The organism is Comamonas trifloxystrobinivorans (genome assembly GCF_043359985.1).
Classification (GTDB): Bacteria; Pseudomonadota; Gammaproteobacteria; order Burkholderiales; family Burkholderiaceae_C; genus Comamonas; species Comamonas trifloxystrobinivorans.
The window spans coordinates 1-16,433 of sequence record NZ_JBHZGV010000006.1; the positions used below are offsets into that span (position 1 = coordinate 1).

The 16,433-nt window shown below is 64.2% G+C and carries 8 protein-coding genes; 3 read left to right on the top strand and 5 right to left on the bottom strand.

Annotated features, from left to right (window positions below; translation table 11 throughout):
- Positions 1-795: 795 nt before the first annotated feature.
- Entirely contained in the window at positions 796-2,241 is a 1,446-nt protein-coding gene (gene pyk / locus ACFIQF_RS07910) for a pyruvate kinase (protein ID WP_393941735.1), read from the bottom strand.
- A gap of 347 nt (positions 2,242-2,588) precedes the next feature.
- Here pyk and ACFIQF_RS07915 point away from each other — a divergent pair, with 347 nt between their 5' ends.
- On the top strand, positions 2,589-8,624 hold the full coding sequence (locus tag ACFIQF_RS07915) for an alpha-2-macroglobulin (protein ID WP_393941736.1): 6,036 nt from the start codon (positions 2,589-2,591) through the stop codon (positions 8,622-8,624).
- Positions 8,625-8,696: 72 nt separating this feature from the next.
- Complete coding sequence (gene pbpC / locus ACFIQF_RS07920) at positions 8,697-11,039, top strand: penicillin-binding protein 1C (RefSeq protein WP_393941737.1); 2,343 nt, start codon at positions 8,697-8,699, stop codon at positions 11,037-11,039.
- Positions 11,040-11,772: 733 nt separating this feature from the next.
- Here the strand turns inward: pbpC and ACFIQF_RS07925 are convergent.
- Positions 11,773-12,090, bottom strand: a complete 318-nt coding sequence (locus ACFIQF_RS07925) for a DUF4148 domain-containing protein (RefSeq protein ID WP_393941738.1) — start codon at positions 12,088-12,090, stop codon at positions 11,773-11,775.
- Between the two features lie 267 nt (positions 12,091-12,357).
- Positions 12,358-14,202, bottom strand: coding sequence for an ABC transporter ATP-binding protein (locus ACFIQF_RS07930; RefSeq protein ID WP_393941740.1), 1,845 nt, complete (start codon positions 14,200-14,202; stop codon positions 12,358-12,360).
- Positions 14,203-14,569: 367 nt separating this feature from the next.
- Between ACFIQF_RS07930 and ACFIQF_RS07935 the strand changes: the two genes are divergently transcribed.
- Complete coding sequence (locus ACFIQF_RS07935; protein ID WP_393941742.1) at positions 14,570-15,754, top strand: type II asparaginase; 1,185 nt, start codon at positions 14,570-14,572, stop codon at positions 15,752-15,754.
- A gap of 73 nt (positions 15,755-15,827) precedes the next feature.
- Here the strand turns inward: ACFIQF_RS07935 and ACFIQF_RS07940 are convergent, their stop codons facing one another.
- On the bottom strand, positions 15,828-16,184 hold the full coding sequence (locus ACFIQF_RS07940; RefSeq protein ID WP_393941744.1) for a DsrE/DsrF/TusD sulfur relay family protein: 357 nt from the start codon (positions 16,182-16,184) through the stop codon (positions 15,828-15,830).
- Between the two features lie 4 nt (positions 16,185-16,188).
- A complete protein-coding gene (yedF, locus tag ACFIQF_RS07945; RefSeq protein ID WP_393941745.1) occupies positions 16,189-16,422 on the bottom strand; it encodes a sulfurtransferase-like selenium metabolism protein YedF in 234 nt (77 codons plus the stop codon).
- Between the last annotated feature and the right edge of the window lie 11 nt (positions 16,423-16,433).

The window sequence follows — 16,433 nt, forward strand, 5'->3', positions numbered from 1 at the left end:
AAGCAAACGGCGGCGCGCATACGAACTCCCTCCGCGCCAAGGCGCTCCGGTCAAACAGCGTCTGCGAGTCAGAGCACAAAGTTTGGCTGTACTGCGGCAGCCAAACCGCCGCCGTTTACTCCGATCGCAGGCGCTGGTTGAAGGGGTGGAGGAACAGCCAACGGCCTGCGAGAGCTGTGCTAGCCAACCACGGCACGTGTCGGTTTTTGGCTGTTGGCTGTTTACTCCTTCTCCCGCTGGCGGGAGAAGGCTAGGGGCGCCCGGCTAGGGATGAGGGTGGTACGGCCTTACCTTTGGCACACGATCTGCAATTGGGTGGTGTGCACCGCAGCCCTCGCTCTTTCTCGCAGGAGAGAAAGTTGAACAGCAAGTCATCGTAAATGACATTCGTTCTTCCACGAAGCTATCCCGCCCCCACCCCTTTTGCATGCGCCGAGGAGCACAGGGCGTGGGCTGGCAGTTGCACCGCAGAGTGCAACTGCTTCGTGCTCTGACTCACCGTGTCTGTTTGAACGGAGAGCCTTTGGCTCGCAGTGAGTTTCACGGTGCAGCACACGACCGAGCACTCGCAGGTTGCCCTCTTGAATTTCGCCAAAGCGAAATTCAAAGGGACGCAGGCAGCAGGGCCGCCTTGCTTTGGTTACTTTCATTGGCGGAGCAATGAAAGTGACTGCGCCGCCGGGCGCACATCCCGGCATCTGCGCAAAGCGCAGAAGTCTTTAACAAAGGACGGGGACGCTCACCACTACGCGTCCGCCACCCCTTGCCAACCACTTGGCAAACAAATTGCCAAGCTCACACCACCCGACTGATCTTCATCATATTCGTCCCCCCCGGCGAGCCCATCGGCTCGCCACAGGTGATCGCGTAAATGTCGCCGCTTTGCACAATGTCGCGGGCTTTCAGGTGGGCTTCGGCTTGGGCGAGCGCGGTGTCGCGGTCGGCGCTGGTGTCCATCAGCAGTGGGCGCACGTTGCGGTACAGCGCCATCTTGCGTTGCGTGGCGACCTTGGGGGTGAGCGCGTAGATAGGGATTTGCGTGCGGTGGCGACTCATCCACAGGGCGGTGGAGCCGCTGTCCGTCATGGCCACCAAGGCTTTGGCGCCCAGGTGCGTGGCGGTAAAGAGTGCGCCCAGGGCAATGCTCTGGTCGATGCGCTGGAAGGTTTTGCCGACGAAATCGGTGTCCACATCCCAATCGGCCGAAGCTTCGGCTTGGGCACAGATGTCCACCATTTCCAGCACGGTTTCCAGCGGGAACTTGCCGGCCGCCGTCTCGGCGCTCAGCATCACGGCGTCGGTGCCGTCGAGCACTGCGTTGGCCACGTCGCTCACCTCGGCGCGGGTGGGCACCGGGTTGGTGATCATGCTTTCCATCATCTGCGTGGCGGTGATGACGACCTTGTCCATCTCGCGCGCCATGCGGATCATTTTCTTTTGTAGGGCGGGCACGGCGGCGTGGCCCACTTCCACTGCCAAATCGCCGCGTGCCACCATGATGCCGTCCGACACACGCAAGATGTCTTCCAGGTGCGGAATCGCCTCGGCGCGCTCAATTTTGGCGATCAGACCGGGGCGGTGGCGGTATTCGGCGGCAGCCACCATGCACAGCTGGCGCGCCATTTCCATGTCGGTCGCGGTTTTCGGAAAGCTCACGGCCACGTAATCGGCCTGGAAGGACATGGCCGTTTTGATGTCCTCCATATCTTTGGCCGTCAGCGCGGGCGCGGTCAGGCCGCCGCCCTTTTTGTTGATGCCCTTGTTGTTGGACAGCTCGCCGCCGAGCTTGACCGTGGTGTAGACCGCGTCGCCGCGCACTTCGTCAACCGTCAGCACGATCAGGCCGTCGTTGAGCAGCAGCACATCGCTGGGCCTGACGTCGCGTGGCAGCTCCTTGTAATCGAGGCCTACACCGTTGATATCGCCCAGCTCGGTGCGCGATGCGTCCAGCACAAACTTGGCGCCCGGCTCCAGCATCACCTTGCCTTCGGCAAACTTGCCGACGCGAATTTTGGGCCCCTGCAGATCGGCCATGATCGCCACTTCGCGGCCGGCGCGCTGCGCCGCCTCACGCACCATGCGGGCGCGGTCCACGTGGTCTTGCGCCTTGCCGTGGCTGAAGTTCAGGCGCACCACGTTGACGCCCGAGCGGATCATCTCTTCGAGCAGCACCGGGTCGCTGGAAGCGGGGCCCAGGGTCGCAACAATCTTGGTGGCTCGGCGGATCTTCGGAGAAATCATGAACGCTAGTCCCTGTGTCTTTGTCGTTGTCTCGGAACGTGGGCCGGCACGGTAACTGCGCGCCCGGTCACGCGGTAATCGAGTTTCCATTCTGACATGAGATACCCCGCGCAGCGGTTACAGCGCGGTTTCATTCGATGTGCGTTTGCACAATTGGCGTTTCAGCCCTTTTGCTGCCCCAGGGTTCTGGTCAACGGTGTTTTTTGCTATTTATTTAAGAGCAGTTACCCAGTTTCTACCACTCCAACACGGCGTTGTGCGCTTTTCACACCGGCTTCACACAGGACTTCTGCAGTTCACCGACAACGGGCACACTCGATTGCACAAGGCTATCAAGAGGGAACACCATGCTGCAGTGGGCAAATCAACAACTGGCCAGGGTCAGCCGGGCCGTGGGCGCCGGCCTCTGTGCCGTCGCTCGCCTGCTGGGGCGCATATTGCAGCCGCTGCTGGGCAGCTGGCAGGCGCCGCCCTGGCTGCGGGCGCTGGGCCGGGTGCTGGCACGCCCGCTGGGCTGGCTGCAAAACCACCTGCTCTGGGCTTTTCCGCTGGTCTTGCTGCTGGGCGTAGCCGTGTGGCAACGCCCGGCGCTGACTGCCTGGTGGTACGGCGCGCAGCCTGATCCGGTGGAGCCCGTGGTCATGAAAGCCAGCGTCAGCGCGCCCGAGCGCACCCGTGTGGAAGATGGTGCCGGCCCCAACCCCGTGCGCATCGATTTCGGCGGAGAAGCCGCGCCGCTGGCCCTGGTGGGCCAGGAAGCCGTAGGCGTGCGCATGGAGCCTGCCCTGCCCGGCAAATGGCGCTGGGCCCAGGCCAAGCGCCTGGAGTTCACGCCGGCCAGCGATTGGCCGGCAGGCATGCGCTACACCGTGCGCCTGGACGACAACGCCCTCGCGCCGCAGGTGCAGCTGGAGCAGCGCAAATACGAGTTCAGCAGCCCGGCCTTCAGCGGCAAGATCAGCCACGCCGAGTTCTACCAGGACCCGACCCTGCCCAACGTGCGGCGCGCCCTGTTCACGCTGCAGTTCAGCCACCCGGTGAACACGGCCGAGCTGGAAAAGCGCATCAGCCTCAGTTACGACAAGGCTTGCAGCAGCGGCCTGTTCAAGCTTGGCGGCGAATGCAGCAAGCTGCAGCACCAGGTGAGCTACGACAAGTTCAAACAGACGGTCACCGTGCAATCGGAGGCGCTACCCATCCCCGAGAAAAACCGGCCCGTCGTGCTGCAGCTCGCTGCGGGCGCCGTGGCCCAGCGCGGCGGCAATACGCTCAGTGACGAGCAAAACCGCTCGGTGGATATTCCCGGCCTGTACAGCCTGCAGATATCCACCATCGAGCCCACCGTCGTCACCGGCGAAAACGGCGAGCCCGAGCATGTGCTGCAGGTGAGCAGCTCCATGCCGGTGCACGAGCGCGAGCTGGCCCGCGTGGTGCAAGCCTGGCTGCTGCCCGCCACGCAAAAACCGGGCGACAACGCCGAAGAGAAATTCGATTGGTCGGCCGAGCCCGACTCGGTCACCGAAGCGGTGCTGCAGCGCTCCAAAAAAATCGCACTGCAAGCTATTCCCAACGAGCGCGAGGTGACCGAGAGTGTGGCTTTCCACCTGCCGCTGGTCGAGGGCGGGCGCTACCTGCTGGTGCGCGTGGCCAAGGGCCTGAAATCGCCCGGCGGCTACCAGTTGGGCGAGGGCTTGCAAGCGGTCCGGCTTGTGAACCCATTTGCGCCTGAGCTCACCATCATGAGCCAGGGCTCGCTGCTCGCCTTGTCGGGCGAGAAAAAGCTGCCGGTGCTGGTGCGCGATTTGCCCGGGGTGCGCGTGGAAATGGGCCGCCTGCTGCCGCTGCAACTGCAGCACCTGGTGACGCAAAGCAGTGGCGAGTTCAGCAAACCCGAGTTCTACCAGGGCATTCAGCCCGACAACCTGGTCGACCGCTTTGAGAAAGAAATTCCGCTGAACCTGCGGCCGGGCAGGGCGCATTACGAGGCGGTGGATTTTGCGGCCTATCTGCACAAGGATGCGAGCGACCGACGCGGCGTTTTCCTGCTCAAGGTACAAGGCTACGACCCCAAGAAAAAGCAAAAGCAGCAGGCCGATGCCGCCCTGGCTTTGCAAAACGGCGTGCCCCAGGTGGACAACGCCGAAGACGGCCACAACGAGGAAGAAGGCAGTGGCGAAGGTGGCGACGGCGTCAAGCCCGAACAGCTGCTGGACCAGCGCTTGGTGCTGGTGACCGACCTGGGCCTGGTGGTGAAAAAATCCATCAACGGCACGCGCGACGTGTTTGTGCAAAGCATTGCCAATGGTTTGCCAGTGGGCGGTGCGCAGGTCGAAGTGTGGGGCCGTAACGGCGTGGCCATTGCCTCGCAAACCACCGACGCCACGGGCCGCGCCAGCCTGCCCAATCTGGCCGGCTTCCAGCGCGAAAAAGCGCCCGCCGTGCTGGTGGTGCGCAAGGGCGGCGACCTGAGCTTTCTGCCCTTCAACCGCAACGACCGCAGCCTCGATGTGTCGCGCTTTGACGTAGGCGGCCTGCGCGCCGCCGGCGTGCCCAACCAGATGACGGGCTATGTCTTCAGCGACCGCGGCATCTACCGCCCGGGCGACACCATGCACATCGCGATGATTGTGAAGGCCGGCAAATGGTCGACCTCGCTGCGCGACCTGCCGATGGAGGCCGAGATCCTCGATGCCCGCGGCCTGAGCGTGCGGCGCGAAAAACTGCGCCTGGGCCCTGGCGGCACAGCCGAAATTGCGCACACCACGCAAGACAGCTCGCCCACCGGCAACTACACCGTCAACCTGTATTTGCCGCGCCAGTCCTCGCCCGGCGCGCCCGAGGTGGAAGGCCTGCTGATCGGCAGCACCACGGTGAAGGTGCAAGAGTTCTTGCCCGACCGCAGCAAGGTCAGCGTACGCCTGAGCAACCAGACGAATGAAGGCTGGGTCAGCCCCAAAGATTTGAAGGCCCAGATCGACGTGCAAAACCTGTTTGGCACGCCCGCGCCCAACCGCAAGGTGGAAGGTACGCTGACGCTGCGCCCGAGCTTCCCGGTTTTCCGCAGCTTTGCCGACTACGCTTTCTTCGACCCGCAGCGCGCCAAGGAAACCCAGGTGGACGAGCTCGGCGAAGTGCAGACCAGCGAACAAGGCCTGGCCGAGTTCGATCTGCGCCTGACCCGCTTTGCCGCCGCCACCTACCAGGTGCAGGTGCTGGCCAAGGCTTTCGAGCCCGAAGGCGGGCGCAGCGTGACGGCCGAGGCGCAGACCCTGGTGAGCGATCTGGCCTTTCTGATCGGCACCAAGGTCGACGGCGACACCGGCTACATCAGCAAAGGCGCGGCGCGCAACGCCAGCATCATCGCCATCAACCCGCAGGCGCAAAAGACGGCGGTGGCCGACCTGCGCTTGCAGCGCGTGGAGCGCAAGGTGTTGTCGGTGCTCGTCAAGCAGGACAACGGCGTGTTCCGCTACGAATCGCGGCGCAAAGAGATCAGCATCGACGAGAAACCGCTGGCCATTGCCGCCAACGGCTACGCGCTGGCGCTCGACACCAACACGCCAGGCAACTTTGCCTACGTGGTGCGCAACGCGCAAGACCAGGAGCTGGGCCGCATCGAATACAGCGTGGCGGGCAACGCCAACGTCAGCCGCACGCTCGACCGCAATGCCGAGCTGCAATTGACGCTGGACCGCAAGGACTACGAGCCCGGCCAGGAGATCGCCATCAGCATCCGCGCGCCCTACACCGGCGCCGGCCTGATCACGATCGAGCGCGACCAGGTCTACGCCCACGCCTGGTTCAAAACCGAGCAGACCGCGTCGGTGCAAAAAATCACCGTGCCCAAGGATTTTGAAGGCACGGGCTACATCAATGTGCACTTTGTGCGCGACCCGGCTTCGGACGAAATCTATATGAGCCCGCTGTCTTACGGCGTGGTGCCGTTTGCCACCGCGCTCGCGCAACGCACAGCCAAGATTGAGCTGACAAGCAATGAGCTGGTCAAGCCTGGCCAGACCGTGACCATGACGCTCAAGAGCGACCAACCCACCCGCGCCGTGGTGTTTGCGGTGGACGAGGGCATCTTGCAAGTGGCGCGCTACAAAACGCCCAACCCGTTGGCGCACTTCTTCCAAAAACGTGCGCTTGAAGTGGGCACCTTGCAGACCCTGGATCTGGTGCTGCCCGAGTTCAAAAAACTCATGCAGGGCGCAGCACCCGGCGGCGACGGTGATGGCGAGCTGGGCAAACACCTGAACCCGTTCAAGCGCAAACGCAGCAAGCCGGTGGCTTACTGGTCGGGCCTGGTCGATGTCGATGGCAGCCGCGACTTCCAATACACCGTGCCCGACAGCTTCAACGGGAGCCTGCGGGTGATGGCCGTGGCCGTCAACGAGCAAAGCACGGCCGCCAAAAGCACCACCACCACCGTGCGCGGCGACATGGTGATTCTGCCCAACGCACCACTGGCCATGGCGCCGGGCGATACGGTGGAAGTAGGCGTGGGCCTGGCCAACAACATCGTTGGCTCGGGCAAGAGCGCGCCGATTGCGCTCACATTGCAAGCCGGTGGCGGCCTGGAAGTGGTGGGCGACGCAACGCAAACGCTGCAAGTCAACGAACGCGGCGAGGCCGGCACCAAGTTCCAGCTGCGCGCCAAAGCAGGCGCCAACGCGGTGCTGGGCTCGGCGCCCCTGGCCTTCAGCGCCAGCCACAAAGGCTTCAGCGCCAAACTGACCGAAGAGGTCAGCGTGCGCCCGGCGTCGCCCCACGTCACGCTGGTGCAGGCCGGCAGCCTGCGCCGCAACGGCGAGCTCAAGAGCCAGGCCGATCTGTACCCCAACTACCGCCGCAGCGATCTGGCGCTGTCCGCCGGCCCTTGGTCCATGGCCGCCGGCCTGGTGCAATACCTGGAGGCCTACCCGCACGGCTGCACCGAGCAGATCACCAGCCAGGCCTTGCCCGCCGTGCTGCTGTCTACCCGGCCCGAGCTGGCCAAGCAGCTGCAACGCGGCCGCAGCGCCGAGCAAAGCCCGCTGCCCGATCCGCAGCAGACCTTCGCGCGCTACCTGAGCCAACTGCGCTCGCGCCAAACAGCCGATGGCGGCTTTGCCCTGTGGCCGGGAGCCAGCGACGACCCGTTTGCCACGCTCTACGTTCTGCAATTACTGGTAGAGGCCAAAGAGCACAAACTGCCCGTGCCGCCCGACATGCTGAGCAGGGCCAACCAGTACCTGCAAACCTGGCTCGGTCAAGGCAGCAGCACGCAAGACGCCTGGCGCCAGCGCACGCAAGCTGTGTACCTGCTCACGCGCCAAGGCATTGTGGCGCCGGCCGCGCTGGCCAACCTGCGCGAAGCCTTGCGCCGCAGCAAACCCGAGCAGGCTTGGGCCAGCGATCTGGGCGCAGCCTATCTGGCCGCCAGCTACCAGCTGGTCAAGCAAGAACAGGTGGCCAACGAGTTGCTGAGCCCGGTGTGGAGCGATCTGACCAAACGCGCCGACAAGCAGCAAAGGCGCAATGTCTGGGGCAGCTACTACGACCCGCTGGTGCACGACAGCCTGACTTTGCAACTGGTGGCGCGCCACTTCCCGGCTCGGCTCAAAACCTTGCCGCCGTCGGTCTGGGAAAGCATGGGCAGCATGGTGCGCGATGGCTGGTACAACAGCTTGTCGTCCGCCTCGATGCTGTTGGCCGTGGATGCCTACTTCAGCGCTGTGGGGCAAAACGCAGAGGGCAAATTCAGCGCCCAAACGCTGGACGCCCAAGGCCGCGCCGCCGCCCTGGCGCTGGGCTCGCTCAACCCGATGGCGCAAGCGCCCGTGCCCGTGGGCACGCGCAGCATCAAGCTGGCCAACGACAGCGATTTCCCGCTCTACTACAGCTGGTCCGAGCAAGGCTTTGAGCGCCAACTGCCCGAGGCTGCCGTGAACCAAGGCATGGAGGTGATCCACGAGTTTCTCGACGCCAAAGGCAACCCGGTGCAACAAGTCAAAGTGGGCGACGACGTGACGGTGCGCGTACGTGTGCGCAGCACCGATCCGAACGGCCTGCGCAATGTGGCCCTGGTTGACATGCTGCCTGGCGGCTTGGAGCCCGTGCTGCAAGCCGCTGGCGATGACGGCGAAGAAAATGCCGACGCGCCCATCTGGAAAAAGCGCCTCAGCACCAAGGGCAACTGGCAGCTGCACTACGCAGACATCCGCGAAGACCGCGTAGTGTTCTACGGCAACGTCAGCAACACCATGGCCGAGGTGAGCTACCAGGCGCGTGCCACCAACGTCGGCGATTTTGTGGTGCCACCTGCCTACGGCGAAGCCATGTACGACCGCCGCGTCTTCGCCCGCTCCGCCGCCGCGCGGCTCAAAGTGGTGGCGCAGTGATGCGAATCGCCGCATCGGTTTCTCCTCACCCTCAGAGCAGTGGTGAGGACCAGCGGCACTAGCACCAACGCCATGCCAACCACTACCGCGCCCACCCCAACCCAGCGCCGCATCCGCTGGCGCTATCTCGCTGGGCTCGGCGTTTTGCTCGCCATCGTGCTGGCCGTGCTGCGCCTCACACCGCACGCTTCGCTGGCCGAATCCATCACCAGCTCCCGCGCCGTCTACGCCCGCAACGGCGAGCTGCTGCGCTTGACCTTGGCGCCCGACGAGCAATTCCGCTTGTGGGTGCCGCTAGAGCGCATTGCGCCTAGCTTGGTCGATGCAGTTTTGCTTTACGAAGACCGGCGCTTTTACGTGCACCCGGGCGTCAACCCGGCGGCCTTGCTGCGCAGCGCCTGGAGCACGGCCAGTGGCGGCCGGCGCCAGGGTGGCTCCACGCTCAGCATGCAATTGGCGCGGCGCCTCTACGCCATAGACAGCCGCAGCTACAGCGGCAAGCTGGCGCAAATGGCCGCTGCGCTGTGGCTGGAAGCACGCCACAGCAAACGCGAGATTCTGGAGGCCTACCTCAACACCGCGCCCTACGGCGGCAACATCGAAGGCGTGCAAGCGGCCAGCCTGATCTACTTCCGCAAAAACGCTGCGCAGCTGAGCCTGCCCGAGGCATTGACGCTGGCCGTGATTCCGCAAAACCCGGTCAAACGCATTGCCGAGCGCGGCCGCAATGCCGAGCTGCAGCAAGCACGCCAACGCCTGTGGGCGCTGTGGGCCGAGCGCGATACGCAAGCCCGCGAGCACGCGCCCGATGCGGTGCTGGCCCTGTCAGCACAATCGCGGGGCAGCCTGCCCTTTATTGCGCCGCATGCCACCGACATGTTGCTGGCACAAGAGCCTGGCACGCCCGAGATCCGCAGCACGCTCGACTTGCGCATGCAAGCCACCTTGGAGCGCGTCATGGCGCAATACCTGCGCGGCCATGCCGGCGTGGGCATCAACAACGCCAGCGCGCTGCTGCTGGACGCATCGACCATGGAAGTGCGCGCGCTCATCGGCTCGGCCGACTGGCACAACAACAGCATTGCCGGCCAGGTCAACGGCACGCAGGCCAAGCGCTCGCCCGGCTCCACGCTCAAACCCTTCATCTACGCGCTGGCGCTGGACCAGGGCTTGCTGCACCCCAAGACCATGCTCAAAGACGCACCCACCGCCTTTGGCCCCTACACGCCCGAGAACTTTGACCACCGCTTTGCCGGCCCGCTGACCGCGCAGGATGCACTGATCCGCAGCCGCAACATCCCCGCGGTGGCAGTGGCCGCCAAGCTGGGCAAACCCAATCTTTACGACTTGATGCGCCTGGCCGGCGTGCGCAAACTGCAAAGCGAAGCACATTACGGCCTGGCCCTGGTGCTGGGCGGCGGCGAAGTCAGCTCGGAAGAACTGGCATCGCTTTACGCCACCCTGGCCAATGGCGGCCTGGTGCAGCCGCTGCGCTACACCCAGCGCGCCCGCCAGGAGCCGAGCGCCGAGCCGCTACGCCTGCTGAGCGAAGAAGCATCCTTCATCACCCTCGACATGCTGCGCCACACGCCGCGCCCGGACAGCGCTCTGCCCGCACGCCCGGCCGTGGCCTGGAAAACCGGCACCTCCTGGGGCTTTCGCGATGCCTGGACCGCAGGCGTGTTTGGCCGCCATGTGCTGGTGGTCTGGGTGGGCAATTTCGACGGCAGCAGCAACCCGGCCCTGGTGGGCGTAGACGCTGCGGCGCCGCTGTTTTTGCGCATGGTGGATGCGCTGCGCGCCGAGCGCCTGGACCCCGGCGAAGTCGCCACGCGCCAGCCCGCCAACCTGCGCCAGGTGGAAGTGTGTGCAGCCACCGGCGGCCTGCCCGATGCGCTCTGCCCGGTGCGCAGCAACACCTGGTTCATCGCCGGCAAATCGCCCATCCAGGTAAGCCAATTGCACCGCACGGTGTGGGTAGACGAAAGCAGCGGCAAAGTGGTCTGCGGCCCGCAACCGGGCGCACGCCAGCAAGTGGTTGAGCAATGGGGCAGCGACATGCAGCGCCTCTTCCGCCAAGCCGGTTTGCCGCGTGCCGACATGAGCGATGCCGCCTGCGAGCCAAGCAGCACCGCCGCCGAAAACGCACCACTGATCAGCTCCCCCTTGCGCGGCGTGCGCCACCAGATCCGCACCAGCAAACCCGAGCCCTTGGTACTGCGCGCCGAAGCCGCCGCTGGCAGCCAAAGCATCTACTGGTTCGCCGACGACTCCCTGGTAGGCCGCACCGCCCCCGGCGAAGGCATCACCTGGATGCCGCCTTTGGCAGAAACCGGCCAGCGCCATGTGCTGCGCGCCATTGACGACCAAGGCCGCGCCGAGTCACGGGAGGTGATTGTGGATGTGTTGCCATGAGGGGCTGATGTGTTGTGCGGCAATGCTTGCAGCCGTTCGCTTTGTAGCTTGCGCGCAGCGGTGAACATTTTTCTCTGCGAGGACTTCTGCGCTTCGCGCAGATGCCGGGATTTCGCCCCGGCGGGCGACTGACTTTCTTGCTGCACGGCAAGAAAGTCAGCAAAGAAACGTGCCCTACATCCAGCGTCCCCGAAAGCTTCGCGTAGCGAATCTTTCGGGGCAACCTGCGCTCGCAGCAAACGGCGGCGTGCGCCATAACTCGCTGCGACCCAAGGGTCTCCGCTCAGACAGATGTCGCAAGTCAGTTCACGAAGTTTGGCTGTCCTGCGGCAGCCAAACCGCCGCCGTTTGCTGCGACCACAGGCGCTGGCTGAAGGGGTGGTGAAACAGCCAACAGCCTGCGAGTGTTGCGTCGAGCGTTTTTTTACCCTCCAGCATGCGTAGGCGCTGACAATCTGCCGCAAAAAAGGCCACTGCCGGATAGGAGCCGGCAGTGGCCTGAAAAGCACGGCCTGAGAGCTTGTGCGGCTGCGGATCCGGGGAGGGGATCCTCAGGCCGTGCCACGCACTGCATGCCGTGGTGGCCGGGAAGGCCGGTCACCGAATAAATGCGTTGCTTCACGCGGTGGCCTGGCAGAGTGTCGAGGTCGGGGCGCACAGCGCGCCCACGTGAAGCAGGGGAAGCCGCGGGTCTTGCTGGGCCCGCTGGGCTTGCCGGGGAAAAGCGCCGTGCTTATTCGCCGAAGCTTTCGCCTTCGGGCAGCTTGCCGGCCACCATGGCGTCATGGGCGCCCTTGATGACTTCGGCGCGGCTGAGCTGGCCTTGGCCTTGCTCATAGACGTTGGCTTGCAAGCGGTCGCCGTTCAGGATCATCGTGCCGTTCTTTTCAGCGGCGTTCAGCTGGGCTTGGACATCGGCGCGGCTCACGGCGCTGGTGAGCGACTGGTGGGGCGCAATGGCCTGGTCGCCTTCAAATGGGTTGGCTTGTGCAACACCGGCACCCAGCATCAGGGCAGCAACACCGGCGATAGAGAAAATACGTGCGTTCATGGTTTAACTCCTGAAATATACCGGCGGGCCACGGTGGCGGGCCGGCTCGCTCAACAGCGTTTGGCGTCGTTTTTGTTGATCGATGCATTGAGTTTAGGCACGCAACGCCGGGCGATAAATGGGCTGCTTCGGGATGGATTGTTCTGCACCTGGATGTAATTTGTTCAGCAAACGGGGATCGCTGTGCAGACAATGTGCAGAAAAAAGCCGGCAGCGCTGCAAGAGCGCGCTGCCGGCTTTTATGAAGAATGTGCTGCGGCAGGATGCTTACAGCGGCCCTTCTATCGGTTCGGCCAAAAAGCCGCCGCTCTGGTGCGCCCACAGCTTGGCGTAGATGCCGCAGCGCGCCAGCAGTTGCTGGTGCGAGCCTTCTTCGACGATGTGGCCCTTGTCCATGACGATCAGGCGGTCCATCGCGGCGATGGTGGAGAGGCGGTGCGCAATCGCGATCACGGTTTTGCCGTGCATCAGGTTGTCCAGGCTTTGCTGGATGGCCGCTTCCACTTCGCTGTCGAGCGCGCTGGTGGCTTCATCAAGCAGCAGGATCGGTGCATCTTTGAGCATCACCCGCGCAATGGCCACGCGCTGGCGCTGGCCGCCCGAGAGCTTGACGCCGCGCTCGCCCACCTGGGCGTCGTAGCCGGTGCGACCGTAGCGGTCGGTCAGGCTGCCGATAAAGTCGGCCGCCTCGGCGCGCTCGGCGGCGCGCAGCATGTCGGCCTCGGTCGCGTCGGGGCGGCCGTACAGAATGTTGTCGCGCATCGAGCGGTGCAGCAGCGAGGTGTCTTGCGTCACCATGCCGATGTTGCTGCGCAGGCTGTCTTGCGTGACGTGGGCGATGTCCTGGCCGTCGATGCGGATGTGGCCCGCTTGCGGCTCGTGAAAGCGCAGCAGCAGGTTGACCAGGGTGGATTTGCCCGCGCCGGAGCGGCCGATCAGGCCGATGCGTTCGCCCGGTTTGATCGTCAGGTTCAGGTGGTCGATCACCGGGCGGCCCGCGTCCTTGTAGGCAAAGCTCACGTTGTCGAAGGTGATCTCGCCTTTTGGCACGGTCAATGGCAGCGCATCTGGTGCGTCCACGATGGTGCGCGGTTTGGTCAGCGTGTTGATGCCGTCCTGGATGGTGCCGACGTTCTCGAACAAGCCCGTCATCTGCCACATCACCCAGTGCGAATAGCCCATCAGGCGCAGCGCCATCGCAATCACCGCGGCCACCACGCCGGCGCTGGCCTGGCCTTGCATCCACAGGTACAGCGCCGTGCCGGCCGAGCCGAGCAGCAGCAAGGTGATCATCAGGTGGTTGCAGATTTCGAACAGGCTGACCAGGCGCATTTGCGCATAGCCGGTCTGCTTGAAAGCATCCATGGCGCTGCGGGCGTATTCGGCTTCGCGGCGCGTGTGGGCAAACAGCTTGACGGTGGCGATGTTGGTGTAGGCGTCGGTCACGCGGCCGGTCATCAGCGAGCGCGCATCGGCCTGCGCCTTGCCGATCTTGCCCAGGCGCGGCACAAAGAAAATGCAGGCGCAGATGTAGGCGATGAGCCAGAGCGCGAACGGAATCATCAGCCGCCACTCAAAGCTGGCGGCGAGGATGAGGATGCCGATCATGTAGACGCTCACGCCCACCAGCACGTCGACGATCATGAAGATCACCTCGCGCACCGACAGCGCGGTTTGCATGATCTTGGTGGTGATGCGGCCGGCAAACTCGTCCGCATAGAACGACATGCTCTGGCCCAGCATCAGCCGGTGGAAGACCCAGCGCAGACGCATCGGGAAATTGATGGCCAGCACCTGGTGCATGATCTGCGTGTGCAGCGCCAGCAACAACACACTGCCCAGCAAGATGACCACAATGCCGATCACCGTGCGGCCCTGATCGGCCCAGAAGTGGGTGGGCGACAAGGTGGCCAGCCAATCGACCACATGGCCCATGATCGCGAACAGCGCCGCCTCGTACACCGCCAGCAGCGCCGAGGTGAGCGTGAGCAGGCCGATCCAGCCGCGCATGCCTTGCGTGCAGGCCCACATGAAAGCAAAAAATCCCTTGGGTGGAACCTGGGGCTCGGCCGCGGGATAGGGCGGCACACGCCGCTCAAACCAAGAAAACATGCACCAATCTCCTGAAGAAGGGGTCCGGGCGCGCTGACCGTGAAGGGACAGAGGTGGAGGGGCACAGCGTGTGCGCCACACCAGGGGCGGAAACCGGACGACCAGAGCAGCCGCAGAGTGCGGGCGCGGCTGTTGGTGAATAGAAAAAAACAGGGCGAGAGACGCCCGATCCGGCCAGTCTAGCGGCGCTGGAAAGCGCGTTTGTGCCGCCTGGCGATAGCCCTTGGAGCCAGAAGCCTTTTACCGGCCGCAGGCAATTGCTGCGCCGCACCAAACTATCGCCATGAAAAAAACCATAGGTGTGTTCACGGATGCGGCCAGCGGGGCGCATTTTTAAGATGCTCGTTTTCACTCCAAGGTGGTTTTGATGTCCTCCAACATGCACACAACAACGCATCACGCCTCTGCCAGCCGCTGGAAGCTGCCCGCCCTGAGCACGCTGGCGCTGGCCGTGACCCTGAGCCTGGGCGCCTGCGCCAGCAGCCCGCAAGCCAGCGCACCCGCCGCTGCGCCAGCACCGGTAGCGGCCGCGCCTGCGCCTGCAGCAGCACCCGCGCAGCAAGGCGCACGCAATGTGGTCGTTTTGGCCACTGGCGGCACGATCGCCGGCGCGGGCGCTTCGGCCATGAACTCGGCCACCTACAGCGCCGCCAAGGTGCCGGTCGACAAGCTGCTCGCCGGCCTGCCCGAGTTGGGCAAGGTGGCCAATGTGCGCGGCGAGCAAGTGTTCCAGATCGCCTCGGAGAGCTTTACCAATGACAACCTGCTGATCCTCGCCAAGCGCGTGTCGGCCCTGGTCAAGCAAGCGGATGTAGATGGCGTGGTCATCACCCACGGCACGGACACCTTGGCCGAAACGGCTTACTTTTTGAGCCTGACCGTGCACACCAACAAGCCGATCGTGGTGGTGGGCTCGATGCGCCCCGGCACCGCCTTGTCGGCCGACGGCGCACTGAACCTGGTGAACGCGGTGACCGTGGCATCGGCCAAGGACGCCGAAGGCAAGGGCGTGTTCGTCACCATGAACGACGAAATCCAGACTGCCCGCGATGTGAACAAGGACGTAAACATCAAGACCGGCGCCTTCCAAAGCCAGTGGGGCCCGCTCGGCATGGTGGTGGAGGGCAAGAACTACTGGTTCCGCGCCCCGGCCAAGCGCCACACCATGCAGTCCGAGTTCAATATCGACAACATCTCCAGCCTGCCGCCGGTCGAGATCGTCTATGGCTACGGCAATGTGCCGCGCACCGCGATTGACGCCTTTGTGGGCACGGGCGCCAAGGCCATCGTCCACGCCGGTACCGGCAATGGCTCGGTGGCCGACCGCATTGTGCCGGCACTGCAAGAGGCGCGTGGCAAGGGTGTGCAGGTGATTCGCTCGTCGCGCGTGCCCTACGGCTTTGTGTTGCGCAATGCCGAGCAGCCCGATGACAAGTACGACTGGGTTGTCGCCCACGATCTGCGCCCCGAAAAAGCCCGCTTGCTGGCCGCGCTGGCGCTGACCAAGACGAATGATCCCAAGGAAATCCAGCGCATTTTCTGGGAGTACTAAAACGACACAGCCCGGCATGACCGGGCTGGTTTGACTGGCAAGGGCAGCGCAGGCTGCCCTTTTTGCTGAGGGCTCAGAAGGTGATCACCTTGTCGGCGGCCAGCGTCCAGTCGGCCAGCTCGGGCAGGGTGCCGATGCTCACGCCCTTGATCAGCGTGAGCTCGGCCAGGCCACGGGCCAGGGCGCAGGTGCGGCAGAGCTTGATGGTCACGCCTTCTGCCACCAGGGCTTCGACCATGGATTGCAGGCCGCTGCCAGCGCCGTCGTGCTGGTTGGGCAGGCCGACCACGGTGGCGTCGGACATCAGGAACAGCTTCACTTCGGGTTTGTTGTCGTGCCCGGCCAGAGCGGTGGCTACGCGCAAGGCAGACAGGCAGCGCTCGCTGCCGTAAGGCGCGGCGTGGACGATGATGACGATTTTCTGGCTCATGGCTTTATTTCCTGATCAGGTATCGAATGGTCGGGCCGTCTTGCTGAATCTCCAGCACCTCGTAGCCGTGGTTTTTGGCATCCAGCGGAATGTTGTTGATCGACTGCGGGCAGTCGGAGATGACTTCCAGAATCTCGCCGGGCTTCAGGTTGGGCATGGCTTCCAGGGTGGCCACGGCGGGATAGGGGCAGGGCTCGCCCATCATGTCGAGGCGGTAGTTGGGGGTATAGGCAGACATGGTTGGCACTC

What these genes read in the sequence shown, in the direction of transcription:
- pyk (WP_393941735.1), bottom strand. Translation starts at nt 2,241, where the DNA reads ATGATTTCTCCGAAGATCCGCCGAGCCACCAAGATTGTTGCGACCCTG.
- ACFIQF_RS07915 (WP_393941736.1), top strand. Translation starts at nt 2,589, where the DNA reads ATGCTGCAGTGGGCAAATCAACAACTGGCCAGGGTCAGCCGGGCCGTG.
- pbpC (WP_393941737.1), top strand. Translation starts at nt 8,697, where the DNA reads ATGCCAACCACTACCGCGCCCACCCCAACCCAGCGCCGCATCCGCTGG.
- ACFIQF_RS07925 (WP_393941738.1), bottom strand. Translation starts at nt 12,090, where the DNA reads ATGAACGCACGTATTTTCTCTATCGCCGGTGTTGCTGCCCTGATGCTG.
- ACFIQF_RS07930 (WP_393941740.1), bottom strand. Translation starts at nt 14,202, where the DNA reads ATGTTTTCTTGGTTTGAGCGGCGTGTGCCGCCCTATCCCGCGGCCGAG.
- ACFIQF_RS07935 (WP_393941742.1), top strand. Translation starts at nt 14,570, where the DNA reads ATGTCCTCCAACATGCACACAACAACGCATCACGCCTCTGCCAGCCGC.
- ACFIQF_RS07940 (WP_393941744.1), bottom strand. Translation starts at nt 16,184, where the DNA reads ATGAGCCAGAAAATCGTCATCATCGTCCACGCCGCGCCTTACGGCAGC.
- yedF (WP_393941745.1), bottom strand. Translation starts at nt 16,422, where the DNA reads ATGTCTGCCTATACCCCCAACTACCGCCTCGACATGATGGGCGAGCCC.